Source organism: Allobosea eneae (genome assembly GCF_042657265.1).
In the GTDB taxonomy this organism is placed as follows: Bacteria; Pseudomonadota; Alphaproteobacteria; order Rhizobiales; family Beijerinckiaceae; genus Allobosea; species Allobosea eneae.
The window spans coordinates 60,902-78,176 of the sequence record NZ_JBHSLW010000034.1 but is presented as its reverse complement, the minus strand read 5'-3'; the positions used below and the strand labels follow the sequence as shown (position 1 = coordinate 78,176).

The following is a 17,275-nucleotide window of genomic DNA, read 5'->3' as shown; positions in this document are numbered from 1 at the left end:
GAGAGATGACCGAGACCATCAACCTTCTGATCGACGGCAAGGCGGTCGCAGCGACGGGCGGGCGCGTCTTCGAGCGCCGCAACCCGCTCGACGGCTCGGTCGCCAGCCGCGCCGCTGCGGCGACGCCGGACGATGCGCGCGCTGCGGTCGATGCCGCCGCGCGTGCCTTCCCGGGCTGGTCGCAGACGTCCCCCGCGAAGCGTCGCGAACTCTTGGTCAAGGGTGCGCATGCGCTGGAAGCCCGCGCCGCCGATTTCACTGCCGCGATGTCGGCCGAGACCGGCGCCTCCGCCATCTGGGCCGGCTTCAATGTCCATCTCGCCGCCGACATGCTGATCGAGGCCGCCGCGCTGACGACGCAGATCAGCGGCGAGGTCATCCCCTCCAACGTGCCGGGCAGCCTCGCTATGGCGGTGCGCCAGCCGGCCGGCGTCGTGCTCGGCATGGCGCCATGGAACGCACCGGTCATCCTCGCGACGCGCGCCGTCGCGGTGCCGCTCGCCTGCGGCAACACCGTCGTGCTGAAGGGCTCGGAGCTCTGCCCGCGCACGCATGGGCTGATCATTGCGGCGCTGCAGGAAGCGGGACTGCCCGAGGGCGTCGTCAACTTCGTTACCAATGCGCCTGAGGATGCCGCCCAGGTCGTCGCGGCGATGGTGGCGCACCCTGCGGTCAGGCGCGTCAACTTCACCGGCTCGACCCATGTCGGGCGCATCATCGCAAAACTCTGCGCCGAGCATCTGAAGCCGGTGGTGCTGGAACTCGGCGGCAAGGCGCCGGCACTCGTTCTCGACGATGCCGATCTCGACGCCGCGGTCGCTGGCATCGCCTTCGGCGCCTTCGCCAATTCCGGCCAGATCTGCATGTCGACCGAGCGCATCGTGGTCGATAGCAAGATCGCCGACGATTTCGTTGCGCGTCTCGCCGCGAAAGCAACGAGCCTCCCCCTCGGCGATCCCCGCAAGGGGCCGGTGGTGCTCGGCTCGGTCGTCGACATGAAGGCGACTCAGCGCTGCAACGCCCTGATCGACGACGCGCTCGCCAAGGGTGCGACGCTGGTCTGCGGCGGCAAGTCGGAGACGACCTTGTTCCCGGCGACGCTGCTCGACCATGTCACGCCGGGGATGCGGATCTATGGCGAGGAGAGCTTCGGCCCGGTCAAGGCGATCGTGCGCGTCGATGGCGAGGAGGCGGCGATCGCCTGCGCCAACGACAATCCCTATGGGCTCTCGGCCGCCGTCTTCACCGGCGACACGGCGCGCGGCTGGCGTGTTGCTTCGCGGATCGAATCCGGCATCTGCCATGTCAACGGCCCGACCGTGCATGACGAGGCGCAGATGCCGTTCGGCGGCGTCAAGAACAGCGGCTATGGCCGCTTTGGCGGTCGCGCCGGCATCGAGGCCTTCACCGAACTGCGCTGGCTGACGCTGCAGACCACGCCGCGTCACTATCCGTTCTAGTCGCGGCGATGAGCGTCCTGCGCATCTCCATTCTTGGCGCCGGCGCGATGGGCTCGCTGTTCGGCGGGCTCCTGGCCGAAGCAGGTCATGAGGTCGAACTGCTCGACGTCAACCCGGTCCAGATCGCGACGGTGCGCGAGCATGGCCTGCTGATCCGTGACGATGCCGGCGAGCGGCGGGTCGCGATCCCGATCATGCGGCCGGAGGAGGCGACGACGCGTCCTGATTGGCTCATCGTCTTCACCAAGGCGATGCATACGCAAGGCGCGCTCGATTCGGCACGGCATCTGATCGGATCGCAGACCCGCCTGCTCAGCCTGCAGAACGGGCTTGGCAATGCCGAGAAGCTCGCGGATTTCGCCGATGTCTCGCGCATCGCGATCGGCATGACCACCGTCCCGGCCGACCTCGTCGCGCCCGGCGAGGTACATTCGCATGGGCAGAGCAAGACCCGCGTGGTCATGGTCGATGGCAGCGAAGATGCGGCGCTCGCTGCGCTGGCATCGGCGCTGGATGCGGCTGGGGTGCCTTGCGCGGTCGACCCCGATGCGGTCGTCGCAATTTGGGAAAAAGTGGCCTTCAATGTCGCGCTGAACAGCCTGTGCGCGGTGACGCGGCGCACGGTCGGAGCGCTTGGCGCCGATGCTGATGGGCGACAACTCGCCCATGCCATCGCCAGCGAGGCCCTCGCCGTCGCGCAGGCAGAAGGGCTGATGGTCTCGCCCCAGCGCACCCATGCGACGATCGATCACGCACTCGATCACCATGGCGGGCACAAGCCTTCGATGTTGCAGGATCTGCTGGCGGGGCGCGCCACCGAGGTCGAGACGCTGAACGGCGCCGTGGTTCTCGCCGCCCGGCGGCACGGTATCGCGGCTGCCCGAACCGAAGCCCTCTACGCCCTGGTGAAAATGGCGGAGGAGGGCGCGTGATGATGTCCGAGACGACCTCGGCGGACCGGCCCATGCGCTCTCGCGACTTTGTGGTTGCATATTATTTAACATGTGAATTAGTTTTCACGGCGAACATCGCAGGGCTGCAAGGCGAGCCGATGAGGAACGGACCGCCTGACGAGCGAACGCGCGGAAACAAGCGCGCCTAAGACAAGGGGAGACGGTCAAATGCAGGAAGCCGTGCCGGGCGTGCCGGCCAATGATCCAGTTGTTTTCGGGCCGTCCGGGCGCGTGCTGCTGGCGACCTCGAAGCTGCTGGCGATCATCGGCGGACTGCTGTTCGTCGGCCTCGTCGTGATGTCGATCGTCTCGATCGTCGGCCGCAAGCTGCTGTCGGCTCCCGTTCCCGGCGATGTCGAGCTCCTGCAGATGATCGCGGCCGCGGCCTCCGCCGCTTTCTTCGCGTTTTGCCATCTCAACCATGGCGACGTGAAGGTCGACTTCTTCACCGCCGCTGCCCCGCCCTGGGTCAATCACCTGCTCGACGCCTTCGGCTCGCTGCTGGTCGGACTGGTCGGAGCCGTGCTGACCTGGCGCGTCTATGTCGGCGCGATCGGCACGCAGGAATCCGGCGAGACCTCCGCAATCCTCGACATCCCCGTCTGGTGGGCGCAGATCGCGATGGTGCCGGGCTTTGCGATGCTGGCCCTGGCAGGCTTCTACATGGCCGCACGCCATGCTCAGGAAGCGATGCGCCGCGGGGAGGCCCGTCGATGAGCGGGATCTCGGTCGGCTTTACGATCTTCGCCTGCCTGCTCGCGCTGATGGCGGTTCGCGTGCCGATCGGCATCGCGATGTTCGTCGCGGGCTCCGGCGGCTACATCTACCTGATGGGCGGCAACTGGACGCCCTGGCTCAACATCCTGAAATCCATACCCTATGCCCGCCTGTCGAATTACGACCTGACGGTCATCCCGCTCTTCCTGCTGATGGGCCAGTTCGCCACCCATGGCGGCCTGTCGGCGAGCTTGTTCCGCTGTGTCAGCGCCTTCATCGGCCATCGCCGCGGCGGCGTCGCCATGGCGGCGATCGGCGCCTGCGCCGGCTTCGGCGCGATCTGCGGTTCCTCGCTCGCGACCGCGGCGACGATGGGCCAGGTCGCCCTGCCGGAGCTGCGCCGCTATCGCTATTCGGGCAGCCTCGCCACCGGCGCGCTCGCCGCCGGCGGCACGCTCGGGATCATGATCCCGCCCTCGGTGCCGCTGGTGATCTACGCGATCCTGACCCAGGAATCGATCGGCAAGCTGTTCATGGCCGCCGTCCTGCCCGGGCTGATCGCGATGTTCGGCTACATGTTCGTGGTGCAGCTCATCGTCAGGCGCAATCCGGAGGCCGGTCCGGCCGGCCCGCGCGTGCCCTGGCCGGAGCGGCTCAAGGTCCTGGCCGGCGTGTTTCCGGTGATCCTCGTCTTCGTGCTCGTCATCGTCGGCATCTATGGCGGCTGGGCGACGCCGACCGAGGCGGCGGCGATCGGGGCTGCAGCCTGCGGGGCGATCGCGGTGATCAGCGGCGGCATGCGCTGGCGCGGCCTGATCGACAGCGCGCTCGGCACGGCGCAGGCGACGGCGATGATCCTGCTCGTCCTGCTCGGCGCCGACATGCTGAACACGGCGCTCGCGCTGTCGCAGATGCCGGCCGAGCTCGCGAACTGGGTCAAGCAGAGCGGTCTCGCTCCGCTCTTCGTGCTGGCGATGATCCTGCTGATCTACATCCTGCTCGGCTGCGTCATGGACTCGCTGGCGATGATCCTGCTGACGATCCCGATCTTCTATCCGATGATCGTCGGGCTCGATTTCTACGGCATGTCGGTCGAGGACAAGTCGATCTGGTTCGGCATCCTGGCGCTGATGGTGGTCGAGATCGGCCTGGTGCATCCGCCGGTCGGGATGAACGTCTACATCATCAACCGCCTCGCCAAGGACGTGCCGCTGGTCGAGACCTTCAAGGGCGTAATGCCCTTCCTGGCCTCGGATCTCGTCCGCATCGTTTTCCTCGTCGCCTTCCCCTCGATCTCGCTCGTCCTGGTCAAGGCATTCGGCGCGCTCTGAGGCAATCACTCGATCAACAAGCAAACGCACAGGCAGAAAACGCACAGGGAGGTGCAGCATGAGCAAGCAGCAGACATCCATCCTCAACCGGCTCTGCGCCGGTCTCGTCCTCGGCGGGCTGGCGAGTTTCGCCGGCATCTCGCAGGCGGCGGCGCAGCAGGTCATCCTGCGCGTCCATCATTTCCTGCCCTCGACCTCGAGCGCGCAGGTCAAGCTGATCCAGCCCTGGTGCGACAAGATCAACAAGGAGTCCGGCGACAAGCTGAAATGCCAGATCTATCCGGCGATGCAGCTCGGCGGCACGCCGGCGCAGCTCTTCGACCAGGTGCGCGACGGCGTCGTCGACGTGATCTGGACCGTGCCGACCTACGCGGCCGGGCGCTTCGTCAAGTCCGAGGTCTTCGAATTGCCCTGGATGGTGGTGACCGCCAAGGCCGGCAGCCGCGCCTTCTGGGACTACGCCCAGAAGAACGCGCAGGACGAATACAAGGGCGTGAAACCGCTGTTCATGCATGTGCATGACGGCGCGCTCTTCCACTTCACCAGCAAGCAGCCCAAGACCCTCGCCGAGATGAAAGGCCTGAAGATCCGCGCCGCGACCCGCGCCAATTCGAAGATGCTCGCGGCGCTCGGCGCGACGCCGGTGCAGATGCCGCTGCCGGCCGTGCCGGAATCGCTCGCCAAGGGCGTCGTCGACGGCGCGGCCGTGCCGTGGGAGGGCTCACCGTCGATCAAGCTCGCCGAGATCGCCAAATACCATCTCAACGTGCCGGCGGGAGCGCCGCGCATCTCGAACACGATCTTCCTGTTCGGCATGAACCAGGCGAAATACGACGCCCTGCCGGCCGATCTGAAGAAGGTGATCGACGCCAATAGCGGGCCGGAGACCTCGGCCTGGGCCGGCGAGACCGGCTTCGACGCGGTGGTCGAGACCTACAAGAAGCAGGCGGCCGATCTCGGCGGCATCTTCTACGACCTGCCGCAGGACGAGTACAAGCGCTGGGTCGAGGCCACCGCCGCGGTCGAGGAGGAGTGGGTCAAGGAGGTCGGCGCGAAGGGCGCGGACGGCAAGAAGCTGCTCGCGGAGGCTCGCGCTCTGATCCAGCAATATGGCAAGTGAGGGCCGATATCGCTCCCCGGCTATCGCCCTAGCCGGGGCCGGCCTGGTCCCTTGGCTGCTCGTAACGGCGGCTGCCGACGCAGCGATGGTCGACGCATGTGACGTCGATCATCTTATGCGAGCTGCCCAACTGACGCGGTAAGCGACGAGGGAGCCCTGTCTCAACACGGTCTCGACCTGCGGCTTGATGCAGGTATGCTCAAGCAGGACGCGCTGCAGGTCGCCATCGGGGGAGCGCAGCGGAAAGCCGGCCAGAACAATCGGCGCCGGGGCGCCGCCCCGTCGCACGAGGCTCATGACGGCTCGATCGCTCTGGAGAACCGGGCCTAAGGCGGCCTGCGCGTTACCATTTCCCGGTCGAAACTGTAGCTCTGCGCTCAGTCGACATCGGCTGGCGCGAGGCGACGCGCATAGCGACGCAGGATCGCTTCGAACGTCGCCAGCGCCGGCGATACGGAGCGGCCGCCGGGCCTGATCAGCACGATATCGCGCGCGATCGTCGGGTTCGACAATGGCCTGGCGAGAACCCTGCGCTGCGGCGCCGCCGCCCGCGCATAAGTCGGAAGCACGGCAACGCCGAGACGTGCCTCGACCAAGGCCAGAGCCGTGGTGATCTGCGACACCTCATAAGCCGGCACGAGCGGGATGCCGACGGTCTCATAGGCAACCTCGACCAGCAGCCGGATGCCGCTGTCGCGGGTCAGCGCAATCAGCGGCTCACCCTGCAGCTCTCGCCAGTCGACGGTGGCATCGGCAAAACGGCTGCCGGGACTGCAGAACAGCATCAGATTGTCGCGTGCCATCGGGATGCGCTCGATGCCGTCCTCGACGGCGGCGAAGGTTCCGAGCCCGCAATCGGCCCGGCTGGTCCGGACCGCCTCAACGATTGTGTCGGTGCGCGCATCGAGCACCGCAACCTGCACGCCGGGAAAGCGCTCGCGCATCTCCGCGATCGCCTCGGGCAGGATCGCCGCCGCCAGCAAGGGCGGGGCGGCAACGGTGATCCGGCCGCGCCGGCGTTCAGCGAGATCGTTGGCGTTCTGGATGGCAAGGTCGAGATCGTGGACGATCTTGGCCGATGCGCCCTGGAAATCGCGGCCGCCCTCGGTCAGTTCGACCCGGCGCGTGGTGCGGTCGAACAGGCGGATGCCGAGTTCGTGCTCCAGTTCGCGCACCAATTGCGACAGCGCCGGCTGCGCCATGTGCAGCCGCTCCGCCGCTTTGGTGAAGGTGCCGAGCTCGGCGACGGCGAGGAAGGCCTGGATCTGCCGGAGCGTGACTGCCATGTCAATTTATAAGCATATCATCTGAATTCAGACAAATAAGCTGAATTCCGTATGGCTCTGGTTGGAGCCATCATGCCTCGACATCGCGGCGCTGGCCGCTCCGTTCGAGGCTTTCCATGACCGCCTATCCCGATCTCAAGCTCTATATCGGTGGCGCCTGGCGCAAGACCTCCGACAGCCTGCCGGTGCTCAACCCGGCCGATGAGAGTGTGATCGGCGCAGTCCCTGTGGCGACGCGCGCCGATCTCGACGATGCGCTGGCGGCGGCCAAGGAGGGCTTCAAGGTCTGGAGCCGGACCTCGCCGCGCGTCCGTGGCGAGATCATGCTCAAGGCCGCCGCGCTGATGCGGGCCCGCATCGACGAGATCGCGCATGCGATCACGCTCGAGCACGGCAAGCCCTTCGCCCAGGCGCAGCTCGAGGTGATCCGCGGCTGCGAATTCTTCGAATGGGACGCGGCGGAAGGGCAGCGTACCTACGGCCGGGTGATCCCGAGCGAGCCCGGCATCAAATATGTCGTGATGCACCAGCCGATCGGCATGGTCGCAGCCTTCTCGCCGTGGAATTTCCCGATGAGCCAGCCGGCGCGCAAGATCGCCGGCGCGCTCGCGGCGGGCTGCTCGATCATCCTGAAGGCGGCCGAGGAGACCCCGGCGGGCGCGCTCCACATCGCCCGCGCCTTGCACGATGCCGGCCTGCCGCCGGGCGTGTTCAACCTCGTCTTCGGCGTGCCGGCCGAGATCTCCTCCTATCTGATCCCGCAGGAGCAGACCCGGCTGATCGCTTTCACCGGCTCGACCGCGGTCGGCAAGCACCTGACCCGCATCGCCGCCGACCATATGAAGCCCGTGCTGATGGAGCTCGGCGGCCATGCCCCGGTGATCGTCTGCGACGATGTCGACCCGGTCGCGGCGGCGACGGCCTCGGCCATCCGCAAGTCGCGCAATGCCGGCCAGGTCTGCACCTCGCCGACGCGCTTCTTCGTGCAGGAGCCGATCTTTGATGCCTTCGCCCGGACCTTCGCCGAGAAGGCGCGCTCGGTCTTGGTCGGCAACGGCCTCGATGCCGCAACGCAGATGGGCCCCGTCGCCAATCATCGCCGCATCGAGGCGATGGAGGCGCTGGTCGCCGACGCCAGGGCCAAGGGTGCGCGCGTTCTCGCCGGTGGCGAGCGCATCGGCAATCGCGGCTATTTCTTCCCGGTGACCGTGCTCGCCGATGTGCCCGACGATGCAAGGGTCATGCGTGAAGAGCCGTTCGGACCGCTCGCGGTGATCAACCCGGTCTCGACCCTGGACGACGCGATCGCCAAAGCGAACGGCCTACCCTTCGGCCTCGCCGCCTACGCCTTCACCCATTCCGCCAGCCGGGCCGACCGTCTCGCCGACGAGATCGAAGCCGGCAACGTCTCGATCAACACGCTGGAGGCCTCCGTCGCCGAGGTGCCGTTCGGCGGCGTCAAGGACAGCGGCTATGGCCGCGAGGGCGGCGCCGAAGGGCTCTCGCACTACACGACCATCAAGACCGTCTCGCACCGCATGGCGATCTGACCGGCGAGCGACAGGGAGGCAGCCTACATGAAATACACCAGGAAGGACGCGAAGGCCTACACCCGCGCCAATATGAAGGGCATCTGGGCGGCGGCGCTGACGCCGTTCACCTCCTCGCTTGCCATCGACGAGGACGGCTTCCGCGAGAATATCCGGCACTGGACGGAGGATCTCGGCATCGACGGCCTGTTCATCGCCGGCAAGCAGGGCGAGTTCTTCGCGATGTCGGTTGAGGAGCGCAAGCGCAGCTTCGAGCTCGCCGTCGAGGCTACGGCCGGGCGCGGCCAGACGATCATGTCCTGCTCCGATCAGAACATGGACGTTGTCATCGATCTGGCCAGGCACGCCCAGAAGGTCGGCGCCGACTACATCGTCGTGCATGCGCCGTTGCTGCACTTCTTCAAGGCGCAGGACGAGACGCTCTACGAGTACTACCGGACGATCGCCGAACAGGTCGATATCGGCATCGCGCTCTGGAGCCATCCGGACTCCGGCTATCTGATGAGCCCGCAGCTCTGCAACCGGCTCGCCGACATCGAGAACGTCGTCGCGATCAAGTACAGCGTGCCGCGCGCCATGTATGCCGAGCTCACCCGGCTCGCCGGCGACCGCATCCTGGTCAGCACCGCCTCCGAGGAGGAATGGCTCGACAACATCGTCGAGCTCGGCTGGCAGGTCTATCTCTGCTCCTCGCCGCCCTATCTGATCCAGACGGCAGCCGACCGGCGCATGCGCGAGTACACCGACCTCGCCTTCGCCGGCGAGGTCGAGAAGGCCCATGCCATCCGCGACAGCCTGAACCCGGTGCGTGAGGCCCTGCGCACGACGCGGCCGGCCGAGAAGCCGCATGCGCATCAGAAGTACTGGCAGGAACTGCTCGGCCAGGTCGGCGGGCGCGTGCGCGCGCCGCTGCTGGAGCTGACCGAGGCCGAGAAGGCGGCGACGCGCGCCGCCTTCGAAAGCTGCGGGCTGCAGCGTGCCGGTGCACCGCTGGCCAAGGCTGGCTGAGATTCAAGGCTTGAACGACGGGAGAGACGGATATGGCGAGCGAAGGACGGCTGAAGGCCTTCAATTTGAAGAAGTGGATCGCGGAGAACGAGCACCTGCTGAAGCCGCCGGTCGGCAACAAGAAGGTGTTCGACGACGGCCAGATGACCGTGATGGTCGTCGGCGGGCCGAACCAGCGCGCCGACTACCATGACGACCCGGTGGAGGAGTTCTTCTACCAGCTCAAGGGCGACATGATGCTCAAACTGGTCGACAACGGCGAGCACTACGAGGTGATCATTCGCGAGGGCGACGTCTTCCTGCTGCCGCCGCATGTGCGCCACTCGCCGCAGCGCCCGCAGGAGGGCTCGATCGGGCTCGTGGTCGAGCCGGCGCGCCACGCCGACCAGGTCGACGGCTTCGAATGGTACTGCTTCGAGTGCAACGGCCTGGTGCATCGCATCGAGCTCAAGGTCGGCGATCTCGTGAAGGACCTGCCGCCGCTCTACGAAGCCTTCTTCGCCGACGAGAAGGCCCGCACCTGCAAGCAGTGCGGCGCCGTCCACCCCGGCCGCAAGCCGCCGGCCGGCTGGGTCGCGCTCTGAGCGACGACGAAGGTGCCGGTTCGTCCGGCCACTTCGCAGCTCTTGCGCGCCAACTGGAAATTGCTTTAAGCTTAAAATAATTTCTGACAATCCGACGCGAATGATCGGAGGAGGGGAACCATGCAGCACCGTAAATCAGGATACCTGGGTTTGATGCTGGCCGCCGCCGTCGCCATGCCGGCGTTGGCCCAGCAGGCGCCGGTCAAGATCGGCATGGTCACGACGTTGTCGGGGCCGGGCGGCTATCTCGGCCAGGACATCCGCGACGCGTTCAAGCTCGCCATCGACATGAACGGCGGCAAGCTCGGCGGCGCGCCGGTCGAGCTCGTGGTCGAGGACGACGCGCTGAAGCCCGGTCAGGGCAAGCAGATCGCCGAGAAGATGCTGAAGACCGACGGCATCAGGATCATGACCGGTATCGTCTTCTCGAACGTCGCCGGCGCGACCGTGCCTGATATCGTCGATGCCGGGGCGCTCTATGTCAGCCCCAATGCGGCGCCGTCGAACTTCGCCGGCAAGGAGTGCAACGAGAACTATTTCGTCGTCTCCTGGCAGAACGACAGCCTGCATGAGAGCGCCGGCCAGCACGCCACCAATCTCGGCTACAAGAAGGCCTTTATTCTCGCGCCGAACTATCAGGCCGGCAAGGATGCGCTCGCCGGCTTCAAGCGCCTGTTCAAGGGCGAGATCGTCGGCGAGGTCTATACACGCCTCGACCAGACCGATTTCGCGCCGGAGATGGCGCAGATCCGCTCGGCCAATCCCGACGTCGTATTCCAGTTCCATCCGGGCGGGCTCGGGATCGCCTTCCTGCGCCAGTACCAGCAGGCCGGCCTGCTCGGCAAAACCCCGATGGTGCTGGCCGAGCCCTCGCTCGACGCGACCACGCTGAAGGCCGTCGGCGACGCGGCGCTCGGGCTCAGCGTCACCGCGCACTGGAACACCGACTTCGACAACGCCGCGAACAAGGCCTTCGTCGAGGCCTTCACCAAGGCCTACAACCGCGTGCCGACCTATTACGCCAGCCAGGGCTATGACACCGCCCTCGCCATCGCCTCGGCGCTGAAGGCGACCGGCGGCAAGGCCGATGTCCCGGCGCTGCGCAAGGCGCTCGCCAAGGCCGATTTCCAGTCGGTCCGCGGCGCCTTCAAGTTCGGCCCGAACCAGCACCCGGTCCAGGACTGGTACGCGCTCAAGGTCAAGAAAGGCGCGGACGGCACGCCGGTGCTGAAGACCTCGGGCAAGGTGCTGAGCAATCACAGCGACGCCTACGCCAAGGATTGCAAGCTCTGAATCGCCGATAAGCTCCCGCATCGACGGGGTGGGCTGCTGCCTGCCCATCCCGTCGCCAGCCGGACGTGACCAGCAATGACCCTCGTTCTCGAACAATTGCTCAACGGCCTGCAGTTCGGCGTGATGCTGTTCCTGCTCGCTGCCGGGCTGACGCTGATCTTCGGCATCATGGGCGTGATCAACCTCGCCCATGGCTCGCTCTACATGATCGGCGCCTATGCCGCCGCCTTTGCCGCGGCACAGACCGGCTCGGTCTTTCTCGCCATCCTGGCCGGCCTCGCGGCGGCGGCGATCGTCGGCATGGCGATGGAGCTCTTCGTGCTGCGCCGGCTCTATGCCCGCGACCATCTCGACCAGGTGCTGGCGACCTTCGCGCTGATCCTGATCTTCAACCAGAGCGTGACCTTGCTGTTCGGGCGCCAGCCGCTCTTCGTCTCGGTGCCGCCGGCACTCAACGGCTCCATCGAACTGCTGCCAGGGCTGACCTATCCAATCTATCGGCTGATCATCATCGCGGTCGGCCTTCTCGTCGCGCTCGGGCTTTACCTCCTGATCAACCGCACCCGCATCGGCATGCTGGTCCGCGCCGGCGCGACCCATCGCGAGATGGTCAGGGCGCTTGGCGTCGACATCCGCCTGCTTTACACCGCCGTCTTCGGGTTAGGCGCCCTGCTCGCCGGTCTCGCCGGATTGATGGCGGGGCCGATCCTTGCCGTCCAGGTCGGCATGGGCGAGCAGATCCTGATCATGACCTTCGTCGTGGTTGTCATCGGCGGCGTCGGCTCGATCCGCGGCGCCTTCTTCGGTGCGCTTCTGGTCGGCCTTGTCGACACGGTGCTGCGTGCCTTCCTGCCTGGGCTGCTGCGCCAGGTCATGACCGGCTCGGAAGCCGATGCGCTCGGCGCCGGCCTCGCCTCGATGGGCATCTACATGCTGATGGCCGTGGTGCTGCTGGTGCGGCCCAAGGGACTCTTTCCCGCCAATGTCTGAGGACGCCATCACCCACACCGGCTCCCCCGCGCCCAGCACCGGCCGTGCGCTCATGCTGCTCGCGCTGGCGCTTGGCCTGATCGCGCTGCCCTTCTTGGTCCAGGCGTTCGGCCAGCCGGCACTGGTGCCGCTGGCGACCCGCGTGCTGATCTACGCGATCGCCGCCGCCAGCCTCAATCTCGCGCTCGGCTTCGGCGGGATGGTGTCTTTCGGCCACGCCGCCTTCTTCGGGGTCGGCGGCTATGTCGTCGGCATCCTCTACCGCAATTATGTCGACGACAGCCTCTTCCTCGGGCTGATCCCGGGCACGAGCCAGCTGCTGATCACGCTGCCGGCCGCGATCCTCGTCGGTGGGCTGCTCGCCTTGCTGATCGGCGCACTGTCGCTCCGGACCAGCGGCGTGCAGTTCATCATGATCACGCTCGCCTTCGCCCAGATGCTGTTCTTCCTGTTCGTCTCGCTGAAAGCCTATGGCGGCGATGATGGCATGACGATCCGGCGTCGCAACGAGCTGTTCGGGCTCAACACCCGTGACGACATCATCTTCTATTTCATCTGTCTGGCCGTCGCGGCGCTGGTGTTCCTGGCGCTCTGGCGCATCGTCGGCTCGCGCTTCGGCATGGTGCTCGCCGGCATCCGCCAGAACGAGCGGCGCATGGCGGCGATCGGCATCGCGCCCTATCGCTACAAGCTCGCCGCCTTCGTCATCTCCGGCATGGGCACCGGCCTCGCCGGCGCGCTGATGGCGAATTATCTGCGCTTCGTCAGCCCCGACATGCTGCACTGGACCAAGTCGGGCGAGCTGATGATCATGGTCATCCTCGGCGGCGTCGGCACCCTTCTCGGCCCGCTCTTCGGCGCCGCCGCCCTCGTCATCCTCGAGACGGTGCTGACCTCCTGGACCGAGCATTGGCAGCTTGTCCTCGGCCCGATCCTGCTGCTCGTCGTTCTCTTCACGCAAGGTGGGCTCAACGGGCTGTTCAGCCGCCTCGGTATCGGCAGGAGCGAGCAATGACGAAGCCGCTCCTCTCGGTTCGCGGTCTGCGCAAGCGCTTCGGCGGGCTGATCGCCACCGACAATGTCCACCTCGATGTCGTCGAGGGCGAGATCCACGCTCTGATCGGCCCGAACGGCGCCGGCAAGACCACGCTGCTGACCCAGCTCTTCGGCGAGCTCAGCCATGACGAAGGCGAGATCAGGCTGGAAGGCGAGCCGATCGACGCGCTGGCAACACCGCAACGTGTCCAGCGCGGACTCGCCCGCACCTTCCAGATCAACCAGCTGCTGCCCGATTTCAGCATGCTCGACAATGTCGCGCTCGCCGTGCAGGCGCGGCAGGGGCACAGCTTCCGCTTCTTCGCCGATGCCCGCCGCGACAAGGGCCTGCGCCAGCGCGCCCGCGAGCACCTGACCACCGCCGGCCTCGCCCATCGCGCCGAGGTCAAGGTCGCCGATCTCTCGCATGGCGAGCAGAAGCAGCTCGAATTCGCCATCGCGCTCGCCTGCGAGCCGCGGCTGCTCCTGCTCGACGAGCCGATGGCGGGCCTGGGCCATGCCGAGAGCGAGCAGATGGTCGCGATGCTCTCCGGGCTGAAGGGGCGCGTCACCATGCTGCTGGTCGAGCACGACATGGACGCTGTCTTCGCGCTCGCCGACCGGATTTCGGTGCTGGTCTATGGCCGCATCATCGCGACCGGCACGGCGCAGGAGATCCGCGACAACGCCGATGTGCGCACCGCCTATCTCGGCGAGGGGGACGCCTGATGCTGAGCGTGCGCAATCTCCAGTCGGCCTATGGCGCCAGCCAGGTCCTGTTCGATGTCGGCCTCGACATCGGCGAGGGCGAGGTCGTCACCTTGCTCGGCCGCAATGGCATGGGCAAGACCACGACGGTGCGCTCGTTGATGGGGCTGCTCTCACCCAAGGGCGGCGAGATCAGCTTCGACGGTCGCGCGCTGAAGGGCAGCACGCCGGAAGCGATCGCCCGCTGTGGCATCGGCCTTGTCCCGGAGGGGCGGCAGGTCTTCCCGACGCTCACCGTGCGCGAGAACCTCGTCGCCACCGCCGCCAACCGGCTCGGGCGCTCGTCGCCATGGACGCTGGAGCGTGTTTACGCCCTGTTCCCGCGCCTTCAGGAACGCTCCGGCCAGTCCGCCCGCACGCTGTCCGGCGGCGAGCAGCAGATGCTCGCGGTCGGCCGGGCGCTGATGACCAATCCCAAGCTCCTCATCCTCGACGAGGCGACGGAGGGCCTCGCGCCGGTGATCCGGGCCGAGATCTGGCGCTGCATCGAAGCGCTGAAGGCGCAGGGCCAGTCGATCCTGCTGATCGACAAGAACATCGCGGTGCTGAAGCGCCTCGCCGACCGGCACTACATCATCGAGAAGGGCCGCACGGTCTGGTCGGGCTCGAGCAGCGATCTCGCGGCCAATGCGGAACTGGTGCATCGCTATGTCGGCGTCTGACAACGAGATCGTCGCGCGCAGTCTCGCGGCCGACCCAGTCGAGGCCTTGCGCGACACGCTAAGCGAGATCCTCGCCGGCCTGGTCGCGGCCGGCTGCGGCCCGCATCACCTCATCGGCATGGACTGGGAGAGCGCCGATCCCGCCGCCTTCCATCTCTCGCGACATACGGTCGAATTGGCCTATCGCGAGGTCTTCGCCGGCTTCGGGCCGCCGATCCGCCTTCAACTTGGAACGGAGCCGGGCCTGACCGTCCGCGCCCGCCACGCCATGCCACAGCCGCTGCCGGATATCGAGGTCGAGGGCTATCCGCTGCGCGAGCTCGGCCGGCAGTACAGCCCGCGCCTGCAGGCCGACATGACCGCGCTGTTCCGGCAATGGAGCAAAGACGGCGCCGCCTTTCGCGCCGGCCATGGTGGGCTCGACCTTGCCTATGGTCCAGGCCGCTTCGAGACGCTCGATCTCTATCGCCCGGTCGATGCAAAGCGCGCGCCGATCTTCGTCTTCATCCATGGCGGCTATTGGCAGGCTTCTGACAAGCTCCAGCACGCGCAGTTCTCGCAGGGGCTGCTCGATGCCGGTTTCGCCGTCGCCCAGCCGAATTACGGGCTGGCGCCCGACACCCCGCTCGAAGCCAGCATCGCCCAGACCGTCGCGGCGCTGAATTTTCTCGTCCACGAGGCCGATACGCTCGGGCTCGACCCGGCACAACTGCACATCAGCGGCCATTCCGCTGGCGGCCATCTCGCCGCGATGGCGCTGTGCGATCCCGCCACGCCGCCGGTGGCCTCGGCGCTGCTGCTCTCCGGCCTCTACGATCTCAAGCCGCTCGGCCATCTGCCGATCGGGCGCCTGCTCGGCCTCGACGATACCGAGCGCGCGGCCCGGCTGAGCCCGGTCGGCCGCCCCCGTCCTGCCGGCACCCGTCTCGCTTTCGCCGTCGGCGAAGGCGAGAGCGAGGCGTTCAAGCGCCAGTCGGCGACGCTGGCGACCGCTTGGCAGGCGCCCGAGCCGCTGATCTGCCCGGGCAATCATTTCAGCCTGCTCGACGGGCTCAATGGCGGCGCTTTGCTCGATCTGGCCCTGCGGACAGCCATGTGATGGCAGGCCGCTCGCGCAGACCGCTCCGCGTCGCGATCATCGGGTGGGGTGCGATCAGCCGGCGTGTCGTCGCATTGCTGTCAGGCGCGCAGGACATCGCAATCATCGCCATCGGCGTCCGCTCGCTCCCGCGGGCGCAGGATGTTCCCGCCGGAGCAGCCCTCATCACCGATCCGGGAGAGCTCGCCGGCCTGGAGCTCGACCTCGTGGTCGAGGCGGCTGGTCGGGAGGCGGTGGCGCTCTGGGGCGAGGTCGCGCTGCGCGCTGCGCCGGCCTTCGCGATCGCCTCGGCCAGCGCGCTGACCGACACCGCGCTGCTCGAACGCCTGCTGGCGACGGCCGAGGCCAGCCGCAGCCAGCTCATCCTGCCCCCCGGCGCGCTCGCCGGGATCGATGCCCTCGCAGCCGCATCGGCGCTGCCGCTCGACGAGGTCCTGCATAGCATCGTCAAGCCGCCCGGAGCCTGGCGCGGCACGCCCGCCGAAGAGATGGTCGCGCTCGATGAATTGAGAGGGCCTGTCACCTTCTTCTCCGGCTCGGCGCGTGAGGCGGCCAGCCGCTTTCCCCAGAACGCCAATGTCGCGGTGATCTCGGCGCTCGCCGGCATCGGGCTCGACAGAACCCGGATCGAACTCGTGGCGGATCCGGATGCCGCCGCGAATTGCCACAGGCTGAGCGTCGATGGTGCGTTCGGTCGCTTGAGGCTGATGATCGAGAACAGGCCCCTCGCCGACAATCCGAAATCCTCCGACATGGCGGCACTGAGTCTGGTCAGGGCGATCAGGAACAGAATTGCGCCGCTCGCTCGGTAACCGTTCGGCGGGAGCGAGAGCGCCTCGACAGACAGCGATACGACCGACATCTCCACAGGCCGCGTTGCAGTGGCCGGATGCCGAATTTTTCCTGAAACAGATCGTGACGGAGATGGCTGGGGCGCCAGGATTCGAACCTGGGAATGGCGGTACCAAAAACCGCTGCCTTACCGCTTGGCGACGCCCCAATCTCCGCTGCCTTCTAGAGCGCGTCGCCGCAGCGTGCAACACCGGATCGGTTCGGCCGACGCCGCCGTCACCAGGACAGGCACGGCTCTCGCGGAAAAGATTGCATAGCCCTTATCCTTTGGCTGTTGCGCTGCGGCGGCCGGCTGGCTATAAGCCGGCCACCAGTTGATCGGAGTGTGGCTCAGCCTGGTAGAGCACCTCGTTCGGGACGAGGGGGTCGCAGGTTCAAATCCTGCCACTCCGACCACTGGATTTCCCGATGTTCATTGATTTTACGCGAGTTTTGGCCTTGGGCCGCCCCTTCAGGTACAAAAGGGCGGTACAACATGGCGTTCGCGCTCCGCATGGCTAAGCTGACGAGAGACCCCAAGACGGGGAACTGGAAATCCCGAAAGCCCATCCCGAAGGATTGCCGAGC

The 17,275-nt window shown here is 66.9% G+C and carries 17 protein-coding genes and 2 tRNA genes; 17 read left to right on the top strand and 2 right to left on the bottom strand.

The genetic code is table 11. The annotated features are described in order from the left end of the window. The first annotated feature begins 5 nt into the window (after positions 1–5). From ACFPOB_RS20070 to ACFPOB_RS20045, 6 genes are all read left to right on the top strand, one after another. Positions 6–1,460 carry an aldehyde dehydrogenase gene (locus tag ACFPOB_RS20070; protein ID WP_377800159.1) on the top strand — a complete coding sequence of 485 codons (1,455 nt, stop codon included), beginning with the start codon at positions 6–8 and terminating at the stop codon, positions 1,458–1,460. Positions 1,461–1,468: 8 nt separating this feature from the next. Then, positions 1,469–2,392: a ketopantoate reductase family protein gene (locus ACFPOB_RS20065; RefSeq protein ID WP_377800157.1), complete on the top strand. Its 924-nt coding sequence runs from the start codon at positions 1,469–1,471 to the stop codon at positions 2,390–2,392. 189 nt (positions 2,393–2,581) lie between these two features. Then, positions 2,582–3,130, top strand: a complete 549-nt coding sequence (locus ACFPOB_RS20060; RefSeq protein WP_377800156.1) for a TRAP transporter small permease — start codon at positions 2,582–2,584, stop codon at positions 3,128–3,130. After that, positions 3,127–4,461 carry a TRAP transporter large permease gene (locus ACFPOB_RS20055; RefSeq protein WP_377800154.1) on the top strand — a complete coding sequence of 445 codons (1,335 nt, stop codon included), beginning with the start codon at positions 3,127–3,129 and terminating at the stop codon, positions 4,459–4,461. The genes ACFPOB_RS20060 and ACFPOB_RS20055 overlap by 4 nt, the downstream gene beginning before the upstream one ends. 58 nt (positions 4,462–4,519) lie before the next feature. Continuing rightward, positions 4,520–5,581, top strand: a complete 1,062-nt coding sequence (locus ACFPOB_RS20050; RefSeq protein ID WP_377800153.1) for a TRAP transporter substrate-binding protein — start codon at positions 4,520–4,522, stop codon at positions 5,579–5,581. 195 nt (positions 5,582–5,776) lie between these two features. Continuing rightward, the gene (locus ACFPOB_RS20045; protein WP_377800152.1) at positions 5,777–5,911 is read left to right on the top strand and encodes a hypothetical protein; all 135 of its coding nucleotides are present in this window, start codon (positions 5,777–5,779) and stop codon (positions 5,909–5,911) included. 47 nt (positions 5,912–5,958) lie between these two features. On the opposite strand, the gene ACFPOB_RS20040 is transcribed toward ACFPOB_RS20045, so the two are convergent. Continuing rightward, positions 5,959–6,867 (bottom strand): LysR family transcriptional regulator, encoded by a 909-nt coding sequence (locus tag ACFPOB_RS20040; protein ID WP_377800151.1) that lies wholly within the window; start codon positions 6,865–6,867, stop codon positions 5,959–5,961. Positions 6,868–6,983: 116 nt separating this feature from the next. Here ACFPOB_RS20040 and ACFPOB_RS20035 point away from each other — a divergent pair, with 116 nt between their 5' ends. The 10 genes from ACFPOB_RS20035 (at position 6,984) to ACFPOB_RS19990 (ending at position 16,668) form a co-directional block, all read left to right on the top strand. Further along, complete coding sequence (locus tag ACFPOB_RS20035) at positions 6,984–8,417, top strand: NAD-dependent succinate-semialdehyde dehydrogenase (protein ID WP_377800150.1); 1,434 nt, start codon at positions 6,984–6,986, stop codon at positions 8,415–8,417. A gap of 27 nt (positions 8,418–8,444) precedes the next feature. After that, positions 8,445–9,425, top strand: a complete 981-nt coding sequence (locus ACFPOB_RS20030) for a dihydrodipicolinate synthase family protein (RefSeq protein ID WP_377800148.1) — start codon at positions 8,445–8,447, stop codon at positions 9,423–9,425. A gap of 32 nt (positions 9,426–9,457) precedes the next feature. Beyond that, a complete protein-coding gene (locus ACFPOB_RS20025; RefSeq protein ID WP_377800147.1) occupies positions 9,458–10,009 on the top strand; it encodes a 3-hydroxyanthranilate 3,4-dioxygenase in 552 nt (183 codons plus the stop codon). Between the two features lie 153 nt (positions 10,010–10,162). Then, positions 10,163–11,302, top strand: coding sequence for an ABC transporter substrate-binding protein (locus tag ACFPOB_RS20020; RefSeq protein ID WP_377800146.1), 1,140 nt, complete (start codon positions 10,163–10,165; stop codon positions 11,300–11,302). Positions 11,303–11,377: 75 nt separating this feature from the next. Then, positions 11,378–12,292 (top strand): branched-chain amino acid ABC transporter permease, encoded by a 915-nt coding sequence (locus tag ACFPOB_RS20015; RefSeq protein WP_377800144.1) that lies wholly within the window; start codon positions 11,378–11,380, stop codon positions 12,290–12,292. Beyond that, entirely contained in the window at positions 12,285–13,307 is a 1,023-nt protein-coding gene (locus ACFPOB_RS20010) for a branched-chain amino acid ABC transporter permease (protein ID WP_377800142.1), read from the top strand. The genes ACFPOB_RS20015 and ACFPOB_RS20010 overlap by 8 nt, the downstream gene beginning before the upstream one ends. After that, complete coding sequence (locus ACFPOB_RS20005) at positions 13,304–14,056, top strand: ABC transporter ATP-binding protein (protein ID WP_377800141.1); 753 nt, start codon at positions 13,304–13,306, stop codon at positions 14,054–14,056. Before ACFPOB_RS20010 ends, ACFPOB_RS20005 begins: the two co-directional genes overlap by 4 nt. Next, positions 14,056–14,757, top strand: coding sequence for an ABC transporter ATP-binding protein (locus tag ACFPOB_RS20000; RefSeq protein WP_377800140.1), 702 nt, complete (start codon positions 14,056–14,058; stop codon positions 14,755–14,757). Before ACFPOB_RS20005 ends, ACFPOB_RS20000 begins: the two co-directional genes overlap by 1 nt. After that, positions 14,744–15,856, top strand: coding sequence for an alpha/beta hydrolase (locus ACFPOB_RS19995; protein ID WP_377800139.1), 1,113 nt, complete (start codon positions 14,744–14,746; stop codon positions 15,854–15,856). The genes ACFPOB_RS20000 and ACFPOB_RS19995 overlap by 14 nt, the downstream gene beginning before the upstream one ends. Then, entirely contained in the window at positions 15,856–16,668 is an 813-nt protein-coding gene (locus ACFPOB_RS19990) for an aspartate dehydrogenase (RefSeq protein ID WP_377800137.1), read from the top strand. Before ACFPOB_RS19995 ends, ACFPOB_RS19990 begins: the two co-directional genes overlap by 1 nt. A gap of 113 nt (positions 16,669–16,781) precedes the next feature. Here ACFPOB_RS19990 and ACFPOB_RS19985 read toward each other — a convergent pair. Continuing rightward, positions 16,782–16,856, bottom strand: a tRNA-Gln gene (locus ACFPOB_RS19985). Between the two features lie 171 nt (positions 16,857–17,027). Here ACFPOB_RS19985 and ACFPOB_RS19980 point away from each other — a divergent pair. Next, a tRNA-Pro gene (locus ACFPOB_RS19980) sits at positions 17,028–17,104 on the top strand. Positions 17,105–17,275: the final 171 nt, after the last annotated feature.

What these genes read in the sequence shown, in the direction of transcription:
- ACFPOB_RS20070 (WP_377800159.1), top strand. Translation starts at nt 6, where the DNA reads ATGACCGAGACCATCAACCTTCTGATCGACGGCAAGGCGGTCGCAGCG.
- ACFPOB_RS20065 (WP_377800157.1), top strand. Translation starts at nt 1,469, where the DNA reads ATGAGCGTCCTGCGCATCTCCATTCTTGGCGCCGGCGCGATGGGCTCG.
- ACFPOB_RS20060 (WP_377800156.1), top strand. Translation starts at nt 2,582, where the DNA reads ATGCAGGAAGCCGTGCCGGGCGTGCCGGCCAATGATCCAGTTGTTTTC.
- ACFPOB_RS20055 (WP_377800154.1), top strand. Translation starts at nt 3,127, where the DNA reads ATGAGCGGGATCTCGGTCGGCTTTACGATCTTCGCCTGCCTGCTCGCG.
- ACFPOB_RS20050 (WP_377800153.1), top strand. Translation starts at nt 4,520, where the DNA reads ATGAGCAAGCAGCAGACATCCATCCTCAACCGGCTCTGCGCCGGTCTC.
- ACFPOB_RS20045 (WP_377800152.1), top strand. Translation starts at nt 5,777, where the DNA reads ATGCTCAAGCAGGACGCGCTGCAGGTCGCCATCGGGGGAGCGCAGCGG.
- ACFPOB_RS20040 (WP_377800151.1), bottom strand. Translation starts at nt 6,867, where the DNA reads ATGGCAGTCACGCTCCGGCAGATCCAGGCCTTCCTCGCCGTCGCCGAG.
- ACFPOB_RS20035 (WP_377800150.1), top strand. Translation starts at nt 6,984, where the DNA reads ATGACCGCCTATCCCGATCTCAAGCTCTATATCGGTGGCGCCTGGCGC.
- ACFPOB_RS20030 (WP_377800148.1), top strand. Translation starts at nt 8,445, where the DNA reads ATGAAATACACCAGGAAGGACGCGAAGGCCTACACCCGCGCCAATATG.
- ACFPOB_RS20025 (WP_377800147.1), top strand. Translation starts at nt 9,458, where the DNA reads ATGGCGAGCGAAGGACGGCTGAAGGCCTTCAATTTGAAGAAGTGGATC.
- ACFPOB_RS20020 (WP_377800146.1), top strand. Translation starts at nt 10,163, where the DNA reads ATGCTGGCCGCCGCCGTCGCCATGCCGGCGTTGGCCCAGCAGGCGCCG.
- ACFPOB_RS20015 (WP_377800144.1), top strand. Translation starts at nt 11,378, where the DNA reads ATGACCCTCGTTCTCGAACAATTGCTCAACGGCCTGCAGTTCGGCGTG.
- ACFPOB_RS20010 (WP_377800142.1), top strand. Translation starts at nt 12,285, where the DNA reads ATGTCTGAGGACGCCATCACCCACACCGGCTCCCCCGCGCCCAGCACC.
- ACFPOB_RS20005 (WP_377800141.1), top strand. Translation starts at nt 13,304, where the DNA reads ATGACGAAGCCGCTCCTCTCGGTTCGCGGTCTGCGCAAGCGCTTCGGC.
- ACFPOB_RS20000 (WP_377800140.1), top strand. Translation starts at nt 14,056, where the DNA reads ATGCTGAGCGTGCGCAATCTCCAGTCGGCCTATGGCGCCAGCCAGGTC.
- ACFPOB_RS19995 (WP_377800139.1), top strand. Translation starts at nt 14,744, where the DNA reads ATGTCGGCGTCTGACAACGAGATCGTCGCGCGCAGTCTCGCGGCCGAC.
- ACFPOB_RS19990 (WP_377800137.1), top strand. Translation starts at nt 15,856, where the DNA reads ATGGCAGGCCGCTCGCGCAGACCGCTCCGCGTCGCGATCATCGGGTGG.